Source organism: Sphingomonas sp. PL20, assembly GCF_017875905.1.
Lineage (GTDB): Bacteria > Pseudomonadota > Alphaproteobacteria > Sphingomonadales > Sphingomonadaceae > Sphingomonas > Sphingomonas echinoides.
The window spans coordinates 3263785-3283468 of sequence record NZ_JAGINH010000002.1; the positions used below are offsets into that span (position 1 = coordinate 3263785).

Below are 19684 nucleotides of genomic sequence, written 5' to 3' on the forward strand. Positions count from 1 at the left end.
TCATCCTATAATCAAAGGGTCACCCACCTTTCATTGCGGACGCGTTATCCATCATGCTGAACGGTATCGGCTTCATAGTGATCCTCGGCTGCGTCTTCGGGAGCTTCCTGCTCTCGGGCGGCAAGCTGGCGGTCGTGCTGGAGGCGCTGCCGCACGAACTGATGGCGATCATGGGCGCAGCGATCGGGTCTTTCATCGTCGCCAATTCGCTTGGCACGATCAAGAAGGCGATGGGCGGCTTGCTGCGCGCGTTCAAAGGCGAGCGCTGGAAGTCGAGCGACTATCGCGATCTCTTGACCATGATGTTCGGCCTGCTCACCACCTTCAAAAAGGGTGGCGCGACCGGGATCGAACCGCATCTGGACACGCCGTCGGAGAGCAAGCTGTTCTCGCCCTATCCCCGGCTGCTCAAGGACCATCACCTGATCGAATTCATCTGCGACTATCTGCGCATGATGACGGTCAATTTCGAAGACCCGAACCAGCTTGAATCGGCAATGGAAGCCGATATCGACAAGCACCACCACGAGGAATTGGCCCCGCAGCACGCGCTGCAGATCATGACCGACGGCTTGCCCGCCATCGGCATCGTCGCCGCCGTGCTCGGCGTCATCAAGACAATGGGCTCGATCGACCAGCCGGTCGAAGTGCTCGGCGCGATGATCGGCGGCGCGCTGGTCGGCACCTTCCTCGGCGTGTTGCTGTCTTACTGCATCGTCGGCCCGCTTGCGTCGAAACTGCTCGAAGTGATCGAAGCCGATTCCAAACCCTTCCTGGTCGCGAAGTCCGCGATCGTTGCCTACGCGCAGCACGTGCCCGTCCAGGTCGCGGTGGAAATAGCCCGACGCATGGCGCCCTCGGCCCATGCCCCAACCTTCCAGCAGCTCGAAGCCGCACTCGACGAGGCGAAAAATGAACTCAATGCCAAACCCGCTTGACCCCGAGACCGCATCGTCGGTGATCCACCTGCCGTCGCATGCGACGACGGTGACCGCCGAGGATCTGCTCACTCGGCTGATCAGCGCCGCCGACGATGGCGTAACGACCATCGACGCGTCCGCGAGCGAGAGCCTCGGCCAGGCCGCGCTGCAAGTGTTGCTGGCCGCGCGCATCGAAGCGCGCGACGCCGGACAGGAATTTCACATCATCGACCCCAGCCCCGCCTTTCTCGAACGGATCGAGAAGTGCGGTCTTGCCGACGCGATCGGCCTCATCAAAACCATCGGAGACCAGGCGTGAGCAAGTTGATCCTGACCGTCGATGATTCTGCCAGCATGCGTATGCTGCTGAAGGCATCGTTGACCGCACAAGGCTATCGTATCGAAAGTGCCAATGACGGCGAGCACGGGCTGGAGCGCATGCGCGAAGTCCAGCCCGACCTGCTCATCACCGACATCAATATGCCCAAGATGGACGGGTTCGAGCTGATGGAGGCCGTGCGCGCAGAGCCCGCCTTCCGCGGCACGCCGATCCTCGTGCTGTCCACCGAATTCTCCGACGAGAAGAAGATGCGCGCCCGCCAGGCCGGCGCGACGGGATGGATCACCAAGCCGTTCGACCCGGCAAAACTGGGAGCCGCCATTCGGCGGGTGTGCTCATGAGCGACGAAATGGACGAAATCCAGGGCATCTTCTTTGAAGAATGCGCTGAAGGACTGGCCGTCGCCGAACAGGGCCTGTCGGCCATGCGCGCGGGCGACCTGTCGTCGGAAACCATCGCCGGTGTGTTCCGCGCGGTGCATTCGATCAAGGGCGGGGCCGGCGCATTCGGTCACGCAGCGCTGACGGCGTTTGCCCATCGTTTTGAAAACGTGATGGACGAAGTCCGTGCCGGCCGCATTCCCGCAACGCCCGGCGTGACCGACGTCATGCTGTCGGCGTTCGACATCCTGACCGACCACGTCGCCGCCGCGCGTGGCACCGCGCCCTTGCCACAGGATTCTGCTGTTCTGGCCGCGCTGGAGAATGTGCTCGAAACAAAAGGCGTCGGTGTCGGCGGCGGTGCGACCGCTGCATCCGCGCCAGCCACGCCCGAAGCCCCCCAGCCCGAGGCCGAGGAAAGCGACGAGGACGAATTCGGGTTCCGCCCGGTCGGTGTCGCGCTCGACATCTTCGATACAGCGGAAGAGCCGGTCGAGCCCGACTGGATCATCGATTTCGCTCCATCGCACGCCGCCTTGGCCAATGGCGGCGAGCCGCTGTTGCTGGTGCGCGAAGTCGAAGCGCTTGGCGGCACGATTGCAAATGTCGATCTGTCGGCGCTGCCGCCGCTGCGCGCAATGGAACCTGAGCAGAGCTATTTGCGCTGGACCATCAACGTCCCGGCAAGCGTGGAAGAATCCACGCTGACCGACTGTTTCGATTTCGTAGCGCCGGATTCGGTCGTCAGCATTGTCCGCGCGGAATCCGCCGCTCCCATCGCTTCGGTCACGGCCACAGCCGAGCTCGACCCGATCCGGGAAGACCTTGCAGAGGCGGCACCCGAACCGTCGGCACCGACGCTTACGCTGGTTCCAACGGCGTCGCCGTCGCCAAGCGCCGTCCCGCCCGAGCGCGCGCCTGAACCCGCCGCCCAGACCATCCGCGTCGATCTGATCAAGCTCGACCTGCTGCTCAACCTGGTCGGCGAGCTTGTCATCCGCAACTCGATCCTCGCCGATCGCTTGACCCCGGCTGACCAGCAGCGCGTCGAACTGCCCGAGCTGGCGCGCCTCACGCGCCAGATCCAGGACAACGTCATGTCGCTGCGCGCGCAGCCGATCCGCCAGGCATTCAGCCGCGTGCCGCGCATGCTGCGCGATCTCTCGGCCGAAACCGGCAAGCAGGTTATCCTGGAAACCACCGGCGAGACGACCGAAGTCGACAAGGGCGTGATCGAGAAGATCGGCGATCCGCTGACGCACATGATCCGCAATGCGATCGACCATGGCATCGAGCCGCCCGCCGACCGCATCGCCAAGGGCAAGGACGCCCATGGCACGATCCGGCTTTCGGCCGAACAGAAGGGCGCGCGCATCTTCGTCCGCGTGGCCGATGATGGCCGCGGCATCGACCGCGTCCGGGTCCGCGCCAAGGCGATCGAAAAGGGCATCATCCAGGCGGATGCGCAACTGACCGACGAAGAAATCGATCAGCTGATCTGCGCGCCCGGCTTCTCCACCGCCGAGACGATCTCGAACATTTCGGGTCGCGGCGTTGGCATGGACGTGGTCCGCTCGAACGTCGAGGCACTGGGTGGCCGCGTCGAGATCGCCTCGACCCCCGGCGAAGGCACGACCTTCACGATGATCCTGCCGCTCACGCTAGCGATCCTCGACGGGATGATCGTGCGCCTCGGTGGGCAACGCTACGTCCTGCCACTGGCGAACGTGATTGAGACCGTCCAGCCCGCCCCCGGCCAGGTCAAGCGCACCAGCCCGACCAACGAAGTGATCGACATGCGGGGCCAGTATCTGCCGGTCAAGCGTGCGACCGACATCTTCGATCTGCCCGGCAGCAACCGCAGCCTGGAGGATTCGCTGGTGGTGATCGTCGAAAGCGAAAGCGCCGGCCATGTCGGCCTGATCGTCGACACGATCGATGACCGCCGCGAGGTCGTCATCAAGAGCCTCGACCAGAATCTCTACCCGATCCGCGGACTGGGTGGCGCGACCATCCTGGGTGACGGATCGATCGCCCTCATTCTCGATATCGAGGCGCTGGTTGCCTCGAACAGTTTCAACCGCTTCACTCCAAAAGGAATCGCAGCATGAGCTCGCTCGACCACCGCACCGCGAACAAGCAGGCCGACCGTAAGATCGTCACCTTCTCGCTGGGTCATCAGACCTTCGGGATCGACATGCACTCGCTGATCGAAATCCGCGAGTGGGAAGAGCCGACCCCGCTGCCGACCGTCCCTTCCTTCATCAAGGGCGTCACCAACCTGCGCGGCAACGTCGTCCCCGTCATCGGCCTGGCCGAGCGCCTGGGCTGGGAGCCGAGCAAGATCCATGCACGCAGCTGCGTACTGGTCGTGTCGATCGGCGAAAAGCAGGCCGGTTTCCTGGTCGACGAAGTCAGCGACATCGTTTCGATCGGTGACCAGGAAATTCAGCCGGCACCCGATGTCGAAATCGGCGAGCCGAGTGTCATCCTCGGCCTCGTTCGCGTCGAATCCCGCACGATGGAAGCGCGCGGCGACGACACCGGGCAGATGATCCTGCTGCTCGATCTCGACGGCCTGTCGCTGACCCGCCATCTGGAACTCGTAGCGTGAGCGCGGCCGGGGGCGCCCCCGCCGCGCCCGCCGGCGGCACGACCATGACCAACGCAGAACTGACGTCGTCGGATTTCGCAGCGATCGCGGCAATCATGCAGAGCGATGCGCGAATCTCGCTCAGCGCGGGCAAGATGACGTTGGTCCAGTCTCGGCTGGCCAAGCGGCTTCGACAACACGGCTTGGCGCAGTTTCGCGATTATGTCGCGATGGTGCAGTCGGACGAGACGGAACGCGCGTCGATGGTGGTCGCGCTGACCACCAATCACACGCATTTCTTTCGCGAGGTCCATCACTTCGACCATTTCCGCAAAGTCGTTGTGCCCGAACTGAAGCAGCGCGCTGCCAAGGGGCACCCGATCCGCATCTGGTCGGCAGGATGTTCGAGCGGAGAAGAAGTGTACAGCATCACCATGTGCCTGCTCGGCCCCGATCGGGCGTCGGCAAGCTGGGTGCGGCACGCCGATATCCGCTTGCTCGCGACCGATCTGTCGCCACCCGTGGTCGAAGCGACCAGGCGCGCGGTCTATGACGCCGCGACCGTCCAGCCCATCCCCGCCGAGTATCGCTCGACATGGATGCGCCAGGAGGGCGAGGATTACGTCATGGTCGACGAAGCGCGCGCGCTCGTCACCGCCAAGGTGCTGAACCTGTTCGAACCATGGCCGCTGCGCCAGCTCTACGACGTGATCTTCTGTCGCAACGTGATGATCTATTTCGACGAAGAGGCGAAGGCCGAGTTGGAAGAACGCTTCGTCGATCAGCTCGCGCCAGCGGGACATCTCTACATCGGCCATTCGGAACGTCTCATCGGGGTCTCGGCGACCAAGATGCGATCGAGCGGCCAGACCATTTACGCCAAAATCGAGGGCCGCTCATGACCCGCCGTGTCCGAACCCTGATTGTCGACGACAGCGCCACGATGCGCGCGACGCTCAAAATGATGCTGTCGGCCGACCCCGAAATCGAAGTCGTCGGCATGGCTCCCGAGCCGTTTGCCGCCCGCGAAATGATCAAGTCGCTCAATCCTGACGTGCTGACGCTCGACGTCGAAATGCCGGGAATGGATGGCCTGTCCTTCCTCGAACGCGTCATGCGCCTGCGGCCCATGCCGGTGGTGATGTGTTCGACGCTGACCGCGCATGGAGCCGAGGTCACGATCGAGGCGCTGCGCCTGGGGGCGGTCGATTACATCGCCAAGCCCACCGGCACGCCCGAAGATATCGCCCGCGACGCGACCCTGCTGTGCGAAAAGGTGAAGGCCGCCGCCCGCGCTTCGGTGCGGCCGGGACCGACGCCAAATCTCACGCCGGCCAAAGGTGGCGGCGTCAGCAAGGGGTCGATCATTGCGATCGGCTCGTCGACCGGCGGTGTCGAGGCGTTGTTCTCATTGCTGAAGGCCATGCCCAAGGACAGCCCGCCGATCCTGGTGGTCCAACACATGCCCGCCGCGTTCACCCGCAACTTCGCGGCACGCCTCGATGGGGAATGCGCCGTAAAGGTGGTGGAAGCGACCAATGGCAGCCCGGTCGAGCAGGGAACCGTCTATATTGCTCCTGGGGGGAGAGCACATATGGAACTCGCGACAAACGGCGAACGCCGCATCAAACTTCGCGAAACCGACCCGATCAGCGGCCATCGTCCGTCGGTCGACGCGCTGTTCCGTTCCTTCTGCCCGGTCGCGTCCGGATCGGTCGGGGTGATCCTGACCGGCATGGGTGCCGACGGGGCCCAGGGCCTGCTCGAAATGCGGCGCGCCGGTGCGCGCACGCTGGGGCAGAACCGGCAGACGTGCGTCGTCTACGGCATGCCGCGCGCGGCGATGGAAATCGGCGCAGTGATGGAAGAAATCAGCCTGTCCGCCATGCCCGAGGCGATCCTTGCGGCATGCCGGGCCAAGCCTCTGGGAATTGTCTGATGCCTGCCGCTGCACAGATCAAGGTTATGGTGGTCGACGACCAGACGAGCATGCGCGCCATGATCCGGCGCACGCTCCAGGATCTCGGCTTCAAGGACGTGCGCGACAAGGGCAGCGCGACCGAAGCGTTGAGCGCGGTCCGCAGCGACCGCGTTCATCTCATCATTTCCGATTACAACATGCCCGAAATGGACGGGCTCCAGTTTCTGGAGCAAGTCCGTGCTGATCCGGTGATCGGCAAGACCGTCTTCATCATGCTGACCGGTTCCTCGGACCGCGATCTTGTACAGAAGGCGGCGGCGCTCGGCGTCAACAACTACGTCGTGAAGCCGTTTGCGCCGGCTGCCCTCAAGGAAAAGATTGAGCGCGTCTTCGGCGCGCTGACCTGACGCCATGCGGAGGATCAACATCATCCAGGGCGAGCATTGCGTCGTATCCGAACCGGATACGATGGTGACGACCCTTCTGGGCAGCTGCATCGCAGTCTGCCTGAACGACAGCGTCTCGCGGATCGGGGGCATGAATCACTTTCTGCTCGGCGAACCGGGAGCCGATGTCAAACCGCGGCCCGACGAGATGCAACGCTATGGCGTCCACGCCATGGAATTGCTGATCAACGGGATGATGGCAAAGGGCGCGTCGCGGGCGCGGCTGAAGGGGCATATATATGGCGGTGCCAATATCATCGCCGGGCTCGGCTCGATCGGGTCGCAAAATGCGGAGTTCGCGCGTCGATTCCTGGAAACCGAAGGAATCGAAATCGGGCACGTCGATATTGGCGGGCGATCCGCCCGCAAGATCGAGTTCATTCCCTATCAAGGGCTGAGCCGCAGCAAGAATGTGTCGGATCCGGTTCCCGTCGTCCGCGCCCCCGCCCCTATCCTTGCCCCGGCCAGCGATGGCGAACTGGAGTTGTTTTGATGGCCTATCTTCCTTCGATCACAACCCAGGACGGATCCCCTGCCACCGGTTTCGATCCCTTTTCGGGCCTGTTGCACGGGGTCATGGCGGCCGAGCTGCGCGAAATTCGCGAGCAGTTGGAAGGCCTGGCCGAAGTGCTCGTCGCCGACGAGCACTTCGTGACCAGCTTTCTGGAGCAATTGCAGAGCTTCGATTATCTGATCCAGCATGCCGATGAGTGCGCCAATCTGATGGATCGCATCGCGGCTGGCGAAAATTCGCTCGAGGCGATCAAGCACGTTCGGCTTGGCGCGGTGCAGGAGCGCCTGCGCATCGCGCTGATCGGAACCTGACATGGCCGGCAAAGCTGCCGATGATCGCCCGATCATCATCAAACGCGTCAAGAAGATCGCCGGCGGCCATCATGGCGGGGCGTGGAAAGTGGCCTATGCCGATTTCGTGACCGCGATGATGGCATTCTTCATGCTGCTGTGGCTGTTGTCGAGCCCCGACAAGGCGAAGCTGAAGGGGCTGGCCGAATATTTCACGCCGTCCCCGCCGAGCAGCGCGAGCGGAACGGGCCCGCAAGGCGGCGCACCGGGATCCGGCGCGGGCAGCCGCTCCAAGGGTAAGACCTCGACCGAGCAAGCTGCGGCTGGACCAGCGCGCGGCGGCACCGCGACCGTGCCCGATGCGTCGCAACGCGTGGTTGCCGCAGAATTGCAGATCGCGATCGACAGCATCGCCCAGCCCAGTGACGGCAAGAAAAACGTCACGCTGGCGGTGGCCCGCGATGGGCTGCGCATCACCTTGATGGATAATGACCGTCAATCGATGTTCCGCCCCGGGACCGCCGAGCTCAATCCTTATGCCCGGATCATGCTGGGCAAGATCGCCGAAAAGCTGTCGCACACCTCTGCCCAATTGGCGATCGAGGGCCATACTGACGGGACCGGCGGCCAAAGCGACGCGAACTGGCAGCTCTCGGGCGCGCGCGCGCTCGCTGCACGATCGGCGCTGATCGCGGCGGGCATGACGCCCGATCGCTTCGCCGAAATCGTCGCGCTGGGGGCGAGCCAGCCAGTCTATCCCGAACAACCCGATCGCCCGGAAAACCGGCGCATCACCGTCGTAGTGATGGGCCAGCAATCGGCGCTGCCAAGCGACGCCAGCTTCAAATTCTAAGGATATCCGGGTCGTGAAACGCGTGCTCTCCCTGTTGTTGCTGCTCATCCTCGGCGTCGCGATCGGCGGCGGCGCTGGCTATGGCGCGGTGCTGTTGTTCGCCAAACCGGGCGGCGGCGAGCCCAAGGCGGCCGCGACCCCCGCCGCAGAACCGCCGCGCAGCTTCGTCTCCAGCGCCAAAATCCTGGCGCCGCTGGTCTTTCCAGACGGTCGCCTGGCCGGTTACGTCAATTTCGACGTGTCGCTCGAGGTGGCGGGCGACAAGGCCGAGACGGTCACGTCGAAGCTGCCGCTGATGCTCCACGCGATCAACATGCGCACCTGGCGGACCCCGCTCGCGACCGGGCCTGACGGGCTGCTCGCCAATATCGGCGGCTTCCGCGACGTCGTGCGCGCCGCCTCGACCGAGGCCTTCGGTGCCGGCACGGTCAAGCGCATCGCAATAACGCGCGCCGAGCCCGCCTGAGGGGGGACTATCATCCTATAAAAAGAGGAATACTCTTTTTAGCGAGAGACGATCATGGCCCCTATCGAACGTCACTTTCCGGCCGATCCCCCCATCAACCCTACGGAGGGATTCCAGCCGCGCGCGCAGCGCACGGTTACGACGCTGATCGCGGCGAAGCTGGAGCTCGGCCCGGGCAAGGAAGCGCTGTGCCGCTTACGCAACGTGTCGACCACCGGTATGTTGGTCGAGACCGGTCAACCGCTCACCCGCGACGACACGGTGGTGATCGAACTCCGCTCGGGCGAGCGTTTGTCGGCCACCGTCGTGTGGGCCGACGAAGGCCGTGCCGGCATCCAGCTCGACCGCGAAATCGATGTGGCGAGCACGTTGCGGCCGCAGGTGGTGAAGGCCAAAGGCCATGTTCCGGCGGTCGGCCGCGCCCCGCGCTTCGCCGTCGCCGCGCCAGGTCGGTTGAGCAGCCTCGGGCGGTCCTGCCCGGTCACGGTCGAGAACCTGTCGCAAAGCGGCGCGCGGCTCACACTGTCGAGCGACATTCCGCTCGGCGCTCCCGTTACGCTTACCATCGCGGGCCTGTCCCCGCGCGCCTGTTCGGTGCGCTGGCGCAACGACCTGCATGTCGGTGTCGCCTTTATCGATTTGATTTCTTATGCCGAGCTGTCGGCATGGCTCGCAGGCGCAAGCCACAATAATTAAGCCCCGCCCCACCCCCGCCGCAGCGGGGGTGGGATGCCGGTTCACGTCGTCCCGAAGCTCTTGACCAGCGAGCCAGCGACCAGCGCCCAGCCATCGACAAGCACGAAGAAGATGATCTTCATCGGCATGGCGATGGTCGGTGGGGGCAGCATCATCATGCCCATCGCCATCAGCACCGCCGCCACCGCCAGATCGATAACGAGGAACGGCAGCAGCAGCAGAAAGCCGATCTCGAACGAGCGGCGCAGTTCGGAAATCATGAAGGCCGGGGTCAGCGTCGTCAGCGCGACATCCTTGCGCGCGGTCGGCTTGGCATGCGCCATGTCGATGAACAGCTTCAGGTCATCATCGCGCACTTGCTTCAGCATGAACTGCCGGAACGGCTCAGCGGTCGCGGTGAACGCCTGTTCCTCGGCGATCTTGCCCGCGGTGTAGGGCTTGATCCCTTGCTCCCACGCCTTTTCGAAGGTCGGGGCCATCACGAAAAAGGACAGGAACATCGCCAGGCTGATGATCACCGGATTGGGCGGCACGCCCTGCGCACCGATGCCGGTGCGCAACAGCGACAGCGCGACGACGATGCGCGTGAAGCTGGTAACCGTCATCAGGATGCCGGGCGCAAGGCTCAGCACCGTCAGCATCAGCACCAGCTGAATCGCCCGGCCCGAAACCGATCCGCCTGCGCCAGCACCGGGCAAGCCCAGGGCGGACGCGCCCAGGGCGGACGGAGCCACTGCAGACTGGGCGTGCGCGGCGAAGGGGATCAACAGCGCGCCTGCGGCGAGCGCGAACAGGACCGACCTACGCAACGACGTTCGCCTGGTGATGCTGCTCGGTCAGATGATCGAACAATGCCGCCACGGAACGACGCGGCGTGGACGAAACCGGCGAGACGGGTGCAGACGGTTCGCGCGCCGACGAAAGCGAGGCCTGGATCAAGGCCGCTTTGTCGCGCCGCGACTGGAGATGGTCGAGCAGCAGCGTCAGGGCGGTGCGCAACTCGGTTTCGGGTTCCGGTGCGGTCGCCTGATCGACGGTGGCCTCTGCGGTGTTTCCAAGCACGGGCTCCGGTGCCGGGGCTACGGGTTCGGGCGCTGCCAGTTCCGAGGTTGGCGTTTCAGCGCTTTCGCCCGCATCCGTCGCGGCGACAACGGTAGCCGTGACGTCGGCCGGGACAGACGGCAGGATTCCGCTTTCGACCACCATCTGCCCATCCGGGCCGATCAGGATGAGATGTTCGCACCCGTCGCGCCGCACCAAAGCGAGCGAGCGTTTGCCGTCGAGCGTGACTCGCTCGACCACTTCCAGCCGCCGCCCGCGACCGAGGGTCACGCGCCCCGGCAAGGCGATATTGTAGCGCCGCACCACCCACAGCGCTCCGCCGAGCAAGCCAAGCACGACCCCGAGCGCCCCCATCGTGCGCAGCAGTGACAGCACATCCATCAGTTGCGGCTCTTGCGGGTGAGTTCGGTCACCTCCAGCGACATTTCCTCGCTGTTGACCAGGATCCGGCCCTTGGCGATCAACTCGCCATTGACGAACACCAGGGTGGGATCGTCCTGCCCGCAATCGAGCGGGATCATCGCGCCGCGGCTCATTTGCAGGATCTGGCGGATCTGCACCTGAGCCGAGCCCAGGACGATCGACAGCTCGACTTCAATATCTTCGAGGATGGACAATGCACGGCTCCTTCCCCCGAGTTATAGGATTATTTTTCCGCATTGACGGTCGGGCTAGGCAATAATTGCCTATGAAGGAGGGGTGCCGGCACGGAGCCGGTGGAGCGACCTCATGGATCTCAAGACATCGTTGGCGGTTTCGGCATCGGGCTTGCGCGCACAATCGCTGCGCATGCGGGTGATTGCGGAAAATCTCGCCAACCAGGATTCGGTTTCCCGTACCGCAGGCGGCGATCCCTATCGCCGCCGGGTAGTGAGCTTTCAGGCTGAAGTTGACCGGGCCAATGGCGGCACCGCCGTCAAGATTTCCAGCGTCGACGCCGACAAGACCGCCTTCACCAAGGTCTACATGCCCGGCAGCCCGGCCGCCGACGCGCAAGGCTATGTCCTGAAACCCAACGTCAATCCCCTGCTCGAGGCCGCCGACATGAAGGACGCGCAGCGCTCCTACGAAGCCGACCTCAACGCCATCGAAGCGGCCAAGAACCTGACGATGCGCACCATCGATTTGCTGAAATAAGGAAGAGCGACAATGTCCATCGGATCTCTCGACGCGACCTCGGCTTATGGCCGTACCCTTGGCCTTGGCAGCCCGCTCAAGACCGGCTCGACCAAGGAAACCGCGCCCGGCGCATCGGGCGGCTTTGGCGGCATGGTCGAAGCGATGATCACCGACACCTCGACGCAATTGCGCGCCGCCGAAAGCGCCTCGGCCAAGCAAGTCGCGGGCAAGGGCGACCTGATCGACGTGGTGACCGCGATCGGATCGGCAGAAACCGCGCTCGACACCATGGTCGCGGTGCGCGATCGCGTCGTGAACGCCTATTCCGACATTATGCGTATGCAGATCTGAGGGCGCAGGCCAATGGATGCGCTCGCCGCGATGGAGCTTGCCCGCGCTTCCTTGATTCTGGTGATGACGATCGTCGGACCGCTGCTGATCACCTCGTTGATCGTCGGCGTCGCGATCGGCCTGTTGCAGGCGCTGACCCAAATCTAGGAAATGACGCTGACCTTCGTCCCCAAGATCATCGCCATGGGCGTGGTGATGCTGTTGTGCCTGCCGATGATCGGCGGGGCGCTGTCCGATTTTATGGCGCGGATCAGCAGCATGATCATCGCCGGCTGACAAAGTGCCCGCCGCCCTCGCCCCGCCATCGTTCGACCTGTCGCATCTCGATGTGCAGGCGACTGCATTCCTGATCCTGTTCGCGCGCGTCGGCACGGTGTTGATGCTGCTCCCGGTCTTCTCCGAGGATGCAGTGCCCGGGCGGATCCGCCTGCTGATCGCGCTGGGCATGAGCATCGGCCTGTGGGGCGTGCTGGCGCCGTTGATGCGCACGGCGGCCGCCGCAGGCGGGGCGCTGCCGGCGGTGCTGCTGGCGGAACTGGTCACCGGGCTCGCGATCGGCGCGCTGGTCAAGATCGTGTTCAGCGCGGTGTCGATGGCGGGGTCGATCATCAGCTCGCAGATCGGCCTGTCCTCGGCACTGCTCTATGATGCCTCGCAAGGCGGCCAGGCGGCGTTGCTGTCCAAGTTCGTAACCGTCGCCGCCGCCGTGGTGTGCATGTCGCTGCACGTCCATCACCTCTGGATCGGCGCGATCATCGAATCCTATCGCACCTTCCCGATCGGCGGCATGCCCCCCGCGCATGATTTCCTGCGCGCCGCGCTCGACGCGGTGGCGCGCGCGATGACCTTGGGCATCGGCTTGTCGGCCCCGTTGCTGGTCTACGGCATCGTGTTCAACGTGGCGCTCGGCCTGTCGACGCGAATTGCGCCTGCGATCCAGCTCTTCTTCATCGTGCAGCCGCTCAACATTCTGCTGGGCCTCGCGGTGATGGCGATGACGATGGGCGGGCTGCTCACCGGCTTCGCCCAGGCGATGGCCGCGTATATGCAGACAAGCTGGAACTAGGTCGTGGCCGACAACGACCAGAAAACCTTCGACCCCACCGAAAAGAAGCTGGCCGACGCGCGCGCCAAGGGGGACATGCCCTCGTCGCCCGAGATGAAGCACGCCGCGATGTTCGCGGCCGCCATCGTCGTGGTCGGCGGCATGGGCACCTATACCGTGCAGCAGCTCGGCGTCATCTTTGTGCGGTTATGGGGCGGCGCGGACGATTATCTGTTCAACGCCCAAGGGGCCGAGAATTTCGCGATCGGGTTTCTCGGTGCGGTCGGCATAGCGGTCGCCCCCCTGCTGGGCGTGCTGTTCGTGTTCGCGCTGCTGGGCGGCGTGTTGCAGGGCCGACCAAGCTTCGCGCTCGCCCGGCTCAAGCCGCAATGGTCCAAGCTCAACCCGTTTTCGGGCCTTGGCCGAATGTTCGGCCCGCGCGCGCTGATCGAATTCGGCAAGACGCTCGCCAAGATGACCGGCGTCATCGTGATCGCCACCAATGTCATATGGCCCAAGATTGTCGGCCTGGACCAGTTGGTCGGTGCCGATCCCGCCGCGATCACTGCAGCAACGCTCGGCGTCGTGCTCGCCATGATCAAGGCGGTGGCGATCCTGGTCGCCGCGCTCGCCATTTTCGATTTCGTCTATCAGCGCTGGTCCTTCACCAACCGCATGAAGATGTCGCTGCAGGAAATTAAGGACGAGCATAAGGAACAGGATGGCGACCCGCTGATCAAGAGCAAGATCCGCCAGATGCAAATGCAGCGCGCGCGCAGCCGGATGATGTCGGCTGTCCCCGAAGCCAGCGTGATCGTGACCAACCCGACCCATTATGCGGTCGCGCTCAAATATGATCACGGGGCGATGGCCGCACCGATCGTCGTCGCCAAGGGCGTCGATGCGATCGCGTTGAAGATCCGTGAAGTCGCGACCGCACACGGCGTGCCGATCGTCGAGAATGTGCCGCTTGCACGCGCACTTTATGCCAGTGCCGAGCTGGAACGCCCGATCCCGACCGAACATTATGCCGCGGTCGCGGAAATCATCAGCTACGTCCTGCGGCTCGCGCGCGGACGCTAACCGCTATACTTCGATGTCGTGCTTTGCCAGTTCCACGCGGACGCGCACGTCGATGTCGTGGAAGATTTGCGCCAGCACCGGGTCCTCGGGGTGCTCGGCCGTCTGCGCCCACTCAACGATCTCGCGCAACCGCGCCGGTGCCGGAACGCCGACCAGCAATTCCTGGTGCAACCGCTCGAGCATGTCGAGGCCACGGCTCGCATCGCGGGCGATCCGGCGGCGGCGGTCGACCGGCGCTTCGCTCATCGCCAGCGTGACGAGCATTTCGACGCTCGGCATTGCGGGCGCGGTCGGTGCCGGGGTTTGGGTCGGCACGGTATGGGGATGCAAATCCTGCGCAGAAAACTGTGCCGCCACCTTTGGCAGCGCCCCCAAGAGCAGGGTCCGTGTCACCGGCACTGTCAGGGCATCGATCCGCACCGAAACTTACACCTCCAGACCGCCATCGGCCATACCTATCCTATAAGAGATTCATGAGATCTTTTCCACGAATTCGCCGCTTTATCCGACATGCGCTGCGCGCCTCCGCGACGCTTGCGGTTCTGCTCGGGTGCGTGTCGCCCGGCGTCGCGCGCACGCGGATCAAAGATATCGTCAATGTCGAGAATGTCCGGCCCAACCAATTGGTCGGATATGGCCTGGTGGTGGGCCTGGCCGGCACGGGCGACCGGATGCGCAACTCGCCCTTCACCGAGGAATCGATGCAGGCGATGCTCGAACGCATGGGCGTCAACATCCGCGGATCTGACATGAAGACGCAGAATGTGGCAGCCGTGTCGATCACCGCATCGATGCCCCCCTTTTCGCGCACCGGCTCCAGCATCGACGTGCAAGTCGCCGCGCTTGGCGATGCTTCCAGCCTGCAAGGCGGCACGCTGATCGCCTCGTCGCTGCGCGCGCTTGATGGGGAAATCTACGCCGTGGCACAGGGCCCGGTGGCGGTGTCGGGCTTCAAGGCGCAAGGGGCCGCCGCCAGCATCAGCCGCGGCGTTTCCACCTCGGCGCGGATCGCCGGTGGCGCGATCGTCGAGCGCGAGGTGCCGTTTGCGCTGCGCACCGCGACCAGTCTGAAGCTCGCGCTGAAAAACCCCGACTTTACAACGGCACAGCGCATCGTGACGGCCATCAACGGCCGTTTCTCGGGGACAGCCGAGATGCTCGACCCCGCCACCGTCGAAATCGCGCCGCGCGGGGGCTTTCAGGGTTCGGTCGTCGATCTGATGACGCAGATCGAGACGATCGACGTCGATGTCGATCAGCCAGCGCGCATCGTCATCAACGAAGCGTCGGGCACCGTCGTGATGGGCGCGGACGTCCGGATCAGTTCGGTCGCCGTCGCACAGGGCGGGCTGACCATCAGCGTCACCGAAACGCCGCAAGTGTCGCAGCCAGGCCCGCTCTCCAGCGGCCAGACGACCGTCGTCCCGCGCACGCAAGTGTCGGTCAACGACGGTGGCGACGCCCATCTGGCGCTGATCGGCGGCGGCGCATCGCTCAAGACCCTGGTCAGCGGGTTGAACGCTCTGGGCGTCTCACCCCGCGACCTGATCACCATATTGCAGGCGGTGAAGAGTGCAGGCGCGCTCCAGGCCGACATCGAGGTCCAATGACAATGGAAGCTCCGCCCGCTGCCGCTACCGTCGGCGCGGCACCTGCGAAAACCGCGACGCCCGCACAAAAGGCGACCGCGCAATCCTTTGAGGCAGTGTTCCTCGGGCAGATGACGCAGTTGATGTTCGAAAGCGTGCAGACCGGGGAGTTTTCCGGCGGGCATGGCGAAGAGATGTTTCGCGGCGTTCTCGCCGAAAAGCTCGGGACGGCGGTCGCCCAAAAGGGTGGGATCGGCCTGGCCCCGGCGGTGCTCGCGCAGATCCTAAAAATGCAGGAAAATGCTGACAATGGACGATGAATTGATCGATCTCGCGACGTCGCTCTCGCATTTGATGGAGCAGGAGAGCGAGGCGCTGACACGGAACGGCCATGCGCAGGGCCTGGCCGAACTCGTTGCTGCGAAATTGCGCCTGGCGGGACAAATTGAGGCCGAGGTGACCAAGCGCGAACGCGAGGCCCCTGACTGGGCCGATACGCTGTCCGAGGAACAGCGTGCCGAGATGGCACTGGTCTTTGGACATTTGCGCGATGCCTCGATCGTCAATGCGCAGATCCTGGAACGGCAAATCGCGTTTTCGAGCGACTTGATGCGCGCGATCGCAGCCGAAGCGCAGCGCGTCACCGGCAAGCGCAGTTCTACCTATGGGGCGTCTGGCGACATGATGCGGATCGATTTGCCCGCCCCGATCTCGATCAACGCGCGCCTCTAGCCGCGTCGCTTTTAGCGAGCGCCTGACGATCGGCGCATCGTGCTTGAGAGCCGCGCATCGATTTCATCAAGGTGTCCCTTCCGGGACCGAGAGCGGTCGCGGCGGGCCAAAATCGACTCGTCTGCGGGGTCATACGCAAACGTTTGCGGGGCTGTTTTCGCCGCGCGCATGGCACCCGAAATGGGATGAAAGCGACATCGACACTCGCTGGCGGCTAAAAATCTGGCCAATTCGGCCCATTTTCATACTATAAGACGATGCCGAGAGGCCATTCATTGCCTTTTTATTCTTATAAAACCGTGGCATCCGAGATCGCAGAAAGGAAATATCGATGCGATCGAGCAACGCCTTACGGATTTATGACAACGGTATCATTCCTTCGAATGATGATGGCGTTAGTCCGTATCTGGGACTCTTGGCGGATTGCGCAGCACAAATTCTGTGCGCCTCCGATACTGCGTCGATGCTCAACGCCCTTTTTGAATCGGTCCGGGTCAAACTGAACCTGAGTGTGTATTTCTGCTATCGTTACGACGGGACCAACAGCCTCTTCCTTGAAGAACATGGCGGCCTGACCCCGACGCAAAGCGGCGCGGCGTCGCATCTCGTGCTTGGGCAAGGCCCGTGCGGGCTGGTGGCGGCGGATCGCGCGCCGCATATTTTCAATCGCGTTCGGGGCTCCAAAGACGCCCGGCTCGCTTACGCCCGGGCAATCGGCCTGGCGGCCTATGTTGGAACGCCGCTGATGCAGGGCGACACCTTGCTCGGCACACTCGGCTTCGGTCGCAAAGCGACGATGCCGTTCAGTCGCGCCGAAGTCCAATTCCTGCGCGCCATCTGCAGCTTCGTTGCGATCGCGAAGAACCGTCTGCAGACCGAACGAACGCTGCGCGAGACCACCTATGCCCGCGATGCGCTTGCGATCGAGCAAGCGCGGCTCGTCGATCGCATCGAAACTTTATCGAGATTGTCAGATACATCGGCGGTCGCTGCAACGCTTGCCCATGAAATGACGCAGCCGCTCACCGCTGCTGCAAATTATATCGCCTCGGCCGAAATGGCGCTCGGCGGGCTGGGGGATGCCGATATCCTGCGGCGCCTCGTTCAGGCCCGGACCCAGATCACCCGATCAGCGCAGATCATCGCCAAAGCACGACACTTGATCGAAACCGGAACGGTGATCAACGATCACACCAATCTTTGTGAGGTGCTGTCGGATTCGCTCGAACTCGCGCTAGCGGACCATCATGGCCCTGTACCGGCGATGATCTATGACATTGACCCAAGTGTGACCGCTCTTGTCGCAGACAGCGTCCAGATCACGCAGGTGCTGACCAATTTGCTGCGTAATGCCGCGACCGCGTTGCGCGGCACCGCAAACCCGACCATCACCGTTTCCTGCCGGCGGACGCAGGATGGCACGGTCGAGATCGGCGTGATCGACAATGGCCCTGGCTTCGATCCGGAAGCCGATAGTGCGCGTTTCCACCAGCGGGCGACTTCGACCACGGGGGGACTCGGTATTGGCTTGTCGGTATGCCGATCGATCGTCGCCGCGCACAATGGCGTCATCCGCGCCGAAAACACCGCCCGAGGCGGCGCGGCGGTCTACTTTACGCTGCCGGGCGCTTAAAAGCACCGCGAGCCCCGACCTTCAGGGATTGCCATGCTGTCATAATTGTGCGGCATAGCGCCCGAAGGAGATGGTCGCATGCGCATTTCAGGAACCGGACGAACGCTGGCGGCACTGGCCGCACTGCTGGCCAGTGGCCCGCTGACGGCTGAAACACCCGCGGCACCCTTACAGGTCGATCGCGTCGTCCTGATGATGCGCCACGGCATCCGCCCGCCCACCAAAGCCCAGCCGATGCCGATCGGCACGGCAAGTGCTGCGTGGCCAAGCTGGAGCGTCAAGCCGGGGTGGCTGACCGAGCATGGCGCGAACGCAATCGTGGCGGTGGCCGATTTTGACCGGATCGGTTTCGTCAAAGCGGGGCTGCTGCCATCGACCGATTGCCCCACCCGGATCGCGCTGCTCGCCGATAGCGACCAACGCACCATCGCCACCGCAGCGCATTATGCCAAGGGCCTCGCTCCCGGTTGCACGCTGACCATCGACCATCGTCCGCAAGACGAGCCCGACCCGCTGTTCAACCAGATTGACGACGGCCATGCGCCGCTTGACCCGAAGCGCGCCGCCGCTGCGGTTGATGCGGAGATCGGACCGGGCGGCATCGCCGCGCTCGAACGCACGATGAAACCGCTGCTGACCCGGCTCGATCGGGTGTTATGCGGATCGGCAGCCGCACCCTGTGGAGTCGCACGTGAGGCGACCAGCGTCGTCCCCGCTACGGCAACGTCGCGACCCAAGCTGAGCGGCGCGCTCGACCGCGCCTCGACCGCCGCGCAGATCCTGCTGCTGGAATATGCCGAGGGCAAACCGACGGCGGATGTCGGTTGGGGTCGCGTCAAAGCCGCCGATATCACCGCCTTTGGCGCGTTCCACGCGCTCGAATTTCGCCTGTTGGCGCGACCACCCTATATTGCGGCACAGAATCTGGCTGGTCTTTCGCCGCGAATCGCGAACTGGTTGAGCGATGACAGCCCAACGGCCGCGAAAGTGGCGATGATTGCCGGCCACGACACCAACGTCGCCAATCTGGCGGGGGTTCTGGGTCTGCACTGGCGCGTCCCAGGCATTGCCGCGGATGATCCCGTGCCAGGTGGGGCCATCCAGCTGGAACGGCTGAGCGACAGCAAGGGCAACCACTATGTCCGCGCGGTTTACCGCGCCCAATCGCTGACCGAATTGCGCGCGGCGACCGCCAAGACGCCGTACCGCAAGGTGCTGCCGATCGCGGGGTGCAAGGCGCGCGGCGTCGATGGACTGTGCACGCTATCGGATTTTCTGGCGAAACTTCGTGGTTAACGTGCGTCGGTAACGCGGACGCGCTCATGATGACGAATGACTTCGTCAATGATAAAGCGCAAAAACTTCTCGCTGAAATCGGGGTCGAGATTTGCATCATGGGCAAGGCCCCGCAACCGCGCGATCTGCGCTTCCTCACGGCCGGGATCGGCCGGAGGCAGGCCCGCTTGCGCTTTATAGCGGCCGACCGCCTGTGTTGTCTTGAAACGTTCGGCGAGCAGAAAGACGAGCGCGGCATCGATATTGTCGATGCTCTGGCGGTATCCGTTCAGCGTTTCGTCGGTCACCATCCACTCCTCATCAGCCGTCGACGCTCTTTTGCGTGCGCTGACGGCCCGGCGCAACCCGAGAAAGA

General features: G+C 63.9%; 27 protein-coding genes and 1 pseudogene. 23 read left to right on the top strand and 5 right to left on the bottom strand.

Features of this window, described 5'->3' with window-relative positions:
* The first annotated feature begins 53 nt into the window (after positions 1-53).
* Genes motA through H4W01_RS15325 form a run of 13 tightly spaced genes read left to right on the top strand, consistent with a single transcriptional unit; the run spans position 54 to position 9419 of the window.
* Positions 54-938 (top strand): flagellar motor stator protein MotA, encoded by an 885-nt coding sequence (motA, locus tag H4W01_RS15265; protein ID WP_010404662.1) that lies wholly within the window; start codon positions 54-56, stop codon positions 936-938.
* Positions 913-1239 (top strand): STAS domain-containing protein, encoded by a 327-nt coding sequence (locus H4W01_RS15270; protein ID WP_334685296.1) that lies wholly within the window; start codon positions 913-915, stop codon positions 1237-1239. Before motA ends, H4W01_RS15270 begins: the two co-directional genes overlap by 26 nt.
* Positions 1236-1601 carry a response regulator gene (locus H4W01_RS15275; protein ID WP_010404664.1) on the top strand — a complete coding sequence of 122 codons (366 nt, stop codon included), beginning with the start codon at positions 1236-1238 and terminating at the stop codon, positions 1599-1601. The genes H4W01_RS15270 and H4W01_RS15275 overlap by 4 nt, the downstream gene beginning before the upstream one ends.
* Complete coding sequence (locus H4W01_RS15280; RefSeq protein WP_209612095.1) at positions 1598-3751, top strand: chemotaxis protein CheA; 2154 nt, start codon at positions 1598-1600, stop codon at positions 3749-3751. Before H4W01_RS15275 ends, H4W01_RS15280 begins: the two co-directional genes overlap by 4 nt.
* Complete coding sequence (locus tag H4W01_RS15285; RefSeq protein ID WP_010404666.1) at positions 3748-4254, top strand: chemotaxis protein CheW; 507 nt, start codon at positions 3748-3750, stop codon at positions 4252-4254. Before H4W01_RS15280 ends, H4W01_RS15285 begins: the two co-directional genes overlap by 4 nt.
* Positions 4251-5135, top strand: a complete 885-nt coding sequence (locus tag H4W01_RS15290; protein ID WP_209612099.1) for a CheR family methyltransferase — start codon at positions 4251-4253, stop codon at positions 5133-5135. The genes H4W01_RS15285 and H4W01_RS15290 overlap by 4 nt, the downstream gene beginning before the upstream one ends.
* Positions 5132-6172: a protein-glutamate methylesterase/protein-glutamine glutaminase gene (locus tag H4W01_RS15295; RefSeq protein WP_010404668.1), complete on the top strand. Its 1041-nt coding sequence runs from the start codon at positions 5132-5134 to the stop codon at positions 6170-6172. The genes H4W01_RS15290 and H4W01_RS15295 overlap by 4 nt, the downstream gene beginning before the upstream one ends.
* Positions 6172-6561 (top strand): response regulator, encoded by a 390-nt coding sequence (locus H4W01_RS15300; protein WP_010404669.1) that lies wholly within the window; start codon positions 6172-6174, stop codon positions 6559-6561. Before H4W01_RS15295 ends, H4W01_RS15300 begins: the two co-directional genes overlap by 1 nt.
* Before the next feature lie 4 nt (positions 6562-6565).
* Complete coding sequence (locus H4W01_RS15305; protein ID WP_010404670.1) at positions 6566-7093, top strand: chemotaxis protein CheD; 528 nt, start codon at positions 6566-6568, stop codon at positions 7091-7093.
* Entirely contained in the window at positions 7093-7425 is a 333-nt protein-coding gene (locus H4W01_RS15310) for a hypothetical protein (RefSeq protein WP_010404672.1), read from the top strand. Before H4W01_RS15305 ends, H4W01_RS15310 begins: the two co-directional genes overlap by 1 nt.
* A gap of 1 nt (position 7426) precedes the next feature.
* Positions 7427-8257, top strand: coding sequence for a flagellar motor protein MotB (locus H4W01_RS15315; protein WP_010404673.1), 831 nt, complete (start codon positions 7427-7429; stop codon positions 8255-8257).
* A 13-nt stretch (positions 8258-8270) separates the two neighbouring features.
* A complete protein-coding gene (locus tag H4W01_RS15320; RefSeq protein WP_209612101.1) occupies positions 8271-8723 on the top strand; it encodes a hypothetical protein in 453 nt (150 codons plus the stop codon).
* A gap of 54 nt (positions 8724-8777) precedes the next feature.
* On the top strand, positions 8778-9419 hold the full coding sequence (locus H4W01_RS15325; RefSeq protein WP_209612103.1) for a PilZ domain-containing protein: 642 nt from the start codon (positions 8778-8780) through the stop codon (positions 9417-9419).
* Positions 9420-9460: 41 nt separating this feature from the next.
* On the opposite strand, the gene fliP is transcribed toward H4W01_RS15325, so the two are convergent.
* From fliP to H4W01_RS15340, 3 genes are read right to left on the bottom strand one after another with little or no spacing between them, the layout of a single operon-like run.
* The gene (gene fliP, locus H4W01_RS15330) at positions 9461-10228 is read right to left on the bottom strand and encodes a flagellar type III secretion system pore protein FliP (protein ID WP_209612105.1); all 768 of its coding nucleotides are present in this window, start codon (positions 10226-10228) and stop codon (positions 9461-9463) included.
* On the bottom strand, positions 10221-10862 hold the full coding sequence (locus H4W01_RS15335; protein ID WP_209612107.1) for a flagellar biosynthetic protein FliO: 642 nt from the start codon (positions 10860-10862) through the stop codon (positions 10221-10223). The genes fliP and H4W01_RS15335 overlap by 8 nt, the downstream gene beginning before the upstream one ends.
* A complete protein-coding gene (locus H4W01_RS15340; protein ID WP_010404683.1) occupies positions 10862-11098 on the bottom strand; it encodes a FliM/FliN family flagellar motor switch protein in 237 nt (78 codons plus the stop codon). The genes H4W01_RS15335 and H4W01_RS15340 overlap by 1 nt, the downstream gene beginning before the upstream one ends.
* Positions 11099-11210: 112 nt before the next feature.
* Here H4W01_RS15340 and flgC point away from each other — a divergent pair, with 112 nt between their 5' ends.
* The 5 genes and pseudogenes from flgC (at position 11211) to flhB (ending at position 14079) form a co-directional block, all read left to right on the top strand.
* Complete coding sequence (gene flgC, locus H4W01_RS15345; protein WP_010404686.1) at positions 11211-11618, top strand: flagellar basal body rod protein FlgC; 408 nt, start codon at positions 11211-11213, stop codon at positions 11616-11618.
* A gap of 12 nt (positions 11619-11630) precedes the next feature.
* Positions 11631-11951, top strand: a complete 321-nt coding sequence (gene fliE / locus H4W01_RS15350) for a flagellar hook-basal body complex protein FliE (protein ID WP_010404689.1) — start codon at positions 11631-11633, stop codon at positions 11949-11951.
* A 12-nt stretch (positions 11952-11963) separates the two neighbouring features.
* A pseudogene (locus H4W01_RS15355) lies at positions 11964-12227 on the top strand (flagellar biosynthetic protein FliQ).
* Between the two features lie 4 nt (positions 12228-12231).
* Positions 12232-13017, top strand: coding sequence for a flagellar biosynthetic protein FliR (gene fliR / locus H4W01_RS15360; protein ID WP_010404693.1), 786 nt, complete (start codon positions 12232-12234; stop codon positions 13015-13017).
* A 3-nt stretch (positions 13018-13020) separates the two neighbouring features.
* Complete coding sequence (flhB, locus tag H4W01_RS15365; protein ID WP_209612110.1) at positions 13021-14079, top strand: flagellar biosynthesis protein FlhB; 1059 nt, start codon at positions 13021-13023, stop codon at positions 14077-14079.
* A 3-nt stretch (positions 14080-14082) separates the two neighbouring features.
* Here the strand turns inward: flhB and H4W01_RS15370 are convergent, their stop codons facing one another.
* Positions 14083-14499, bottom strand: a complete 417-nt coding sequence (locus tag H4W01_RS15370; RefSeq protein WP_209612112.1) for a flagellar assembly protein FliX — start codon at positions 14497-14499, stop codon at positions 14083-14085.
* Between the two features lie 53 nt (positions 14500-14552).
* Between H4W01_RS15370 and H4W01_RS15375 the strand changes: the two genes are divergently transcribed.
* The 5 genes from H4W01_RS15375 (at position 14553) to H4W01_RS15395 (ending at position 19329) form a co-directional block, all read left to right on the top strand.
* Positions 14553-15689: a flagellar basal body P-ring protein FlgI gene (locus tag H4W01_RS15375; RefSeq protein WP_010404699.1), complete on the top strand. Its 1137-nt coding sequence runs from the start codon at positions 14553-14555 to the stop codon at positions 15687-15689.
* Positions 15686-15988 carry a rod-binding protein gene (locus H4W01_RS15380; RefSeq protein WP_209612114.1) on the top strand — a complete coding sequence of 101 codons (303 nt, stop codon included), beginning with the start codon at positions 15686-15688 and terminating at the stop codon, positions 15986-15988. The genes H4W01_RS15375 and H4W01_RS15380 overlap by 4 nt, the downstream gene beginning before the upstream one ends.
* Entirely contained in the window at positions 15978-16400 is a 423-nt protein-coding gene (locus H4W01_RS15385; RefSeq protein ID WP_209612116.1) for a flagellar protein FlgN, read from the top strand. The genes H4W01_RS15380 and H4W01_RS15385 overlap by 11 nt, the downstream gene beginning before the upstream one ends.
* 331 nt (positions 16401-16731) lie before the next feature.
* Entirely contained in the window at positions 16732-18033 is a 1302-nt protein-coding gene (locus H4W01_RS15390) for a sensor histidine kinase (RefSeq protein WP_334685297.1), read from the top strand.
* A gap of 78 nt (positions 18034-18111) precedes the next feature.
* A complete protein-coding gene (locus H4W01_RS15395; protein WP_209612121.1) occupies positions 18112-19329 on the top strand; it encodes a histidine-type phosphatase in 1218 nt (405 codons plus the stop codon).
* Here the strand turns inward: H4W01_RS15395 and H4W01_RS15400 are convergent.
* Positions 19326-19619 (bottom strand): chorismate mutase, encoded by a 294-nt coding sequence (locus H4W01_RS15400; RefSeq protein ID WP_209613393.1) that lies wholly within the window; start codon positions 19617-19619, stop codon positions 19326-19328. The genes H4W01_RS15395 and H4W01_RS15400 overlap by 4 nt on opposite strands.
* Positions 19620-19684: the final 65 nt, after the last annotated feature.

What these genes read in the sequence shown, in the direction of transcription:
- motA (WP_010404662.1), top strand. Translation starts at nt 54, where the DNA reads ATGCTGAACGGTATCGGCTTCATAGTGATCCTCGGCTGCGTCTTCGGG.
- H4W01_RS15270 (WP_334685296.1), top strand. Translation starts at nt 913, where the DNA reads ATGAACTCAATGCCAAACCCGCTTGACCCCGAGACCGCATCGTCGGTG.
- H4W01_RS15280 (WP_209612095.1), top strand. Translation starts at nt 1,598, where the DNA reads ATGAGCGACGAAATGGACGAAATCCAGGGCATCTTCTTTGAAGAATGC.
- H4W01_RS15285 (WP_010404666.1), top strand. Translation starts at nt 3,748, where the DNA reads ATGAGCTCGCTCGACCACCGCACCGCGAACAAGCAGGCCGACCGTAAG.
- H4W01_RS15295 (WP_010404668.1), top strand. Translation starts at nt 5,132, where the DNA reads ATGACCCGCCGTGTCCGAACCCTGATTGTCGACGACAGCGCCACGATG.
- H4W01_RS15300 (WP_010404669.1), top strand. Translation starts at nt 6,172, where the DNA reads ATGCCTGCCGCTGCACAGATCAAGGTTATGGTGGTCGACGACCAGACG.
- H4W01_RS15305 (WP_010404670.1), top strand. Translation starts at nt 6,566, where the DNA reads ATGCGGAGGATCAACATCATCCAGGGCGAGCATTGCGTCGTATCCGAA.
- H4W01_RS15310 (WP_010404672.1), top strand. Translation starts at nt 7,093, where the DNA reads ATGGCCTATCTTCCTTCGATCACAACCCAGGACGGATCCCCTGCCACC.
- H4W01_RS15315 (WP_010404673.1), top strand. Translation starts at nt 7,427, where the DNA reads ATGGCCGGCAAAGCTGCCGATGATCGCCCGATCATCATCAAACGCGTC.
- H4W01_RS15325 (WP_209612103.1), top strand. Translation starts at nt 8,778, where the DNA reads ATGGCCCCTATCGAACGTCACTTTCCGGCCGATCCCCCCATCAACCCT.
- H4W01_RS15335 (WP_209612107.1), bottom strand. Translation starts at nt 10,862, where the DNA reads ATGGATGTGCTGTCACTGCTGCGCACGATGGGGGCGCTCGGGGTCGTG.
- flgC (WP_010404686.1), top strand. Translation starts at nt 11,211, where the DNA reads ATGGATCTCAAGACATCGTTGGCGGTTTCGGCATCGGGCTTGCGCGCA.
- fliE (WP_010404689.1), top strand. Translation starts at nt 11,631, where the DNA reads ATGTCCATCGGATCTCTCGACGCGACCTCGGCTTATGGCCGTACCCTT.
- H4W01_RS15375 (WP_010404699.1), top strand. Translation starts at nt 14,553, where the DNA reads ATGAGATCTTTTCCACGAATTCGCCGCTTTATCCGACATGCGCTGCGC.
- H4W01_RS15380 (WP_209612114.1), top strand. Translation starts at nt 15,686, where the DNA reads ATGACAATGGAAGCTCCGCCCGCTGCCGCTACCGTCGGCGCGGCACCT.
- H4W01_RS15385 (WP_209612116.1), top strand. Translation starts at nt 15,978, where the DNA reads ATGGACGATGAATTGATCGATCTCGCGACGTCGCTCTCGCATTTGATG.
- H4W01_RS15390 (WP_334685297.1), top strand. Translation starts at nt 16,732, where the DNA reads ATGCGATCGAGCAACGCCTTACGGATTTATGACAACGGTATCATTCCT.
- H4W01_RS15395 (WP_209612121.1), top strand. Translation starts at nt 18,112, where the DNA reads ATGCGCATTTCAGGAACCGGACGAACGCTGGCGGCACTGGCCGCACTG.
- H4W01_RS15400 (WP_209613393.1), bottom strand. Translation starts at nt 19,619, where the DNA reads ATGGTGACCGACGAAACGCTGAACGGATACCGCCAGAGCATCGACAAT.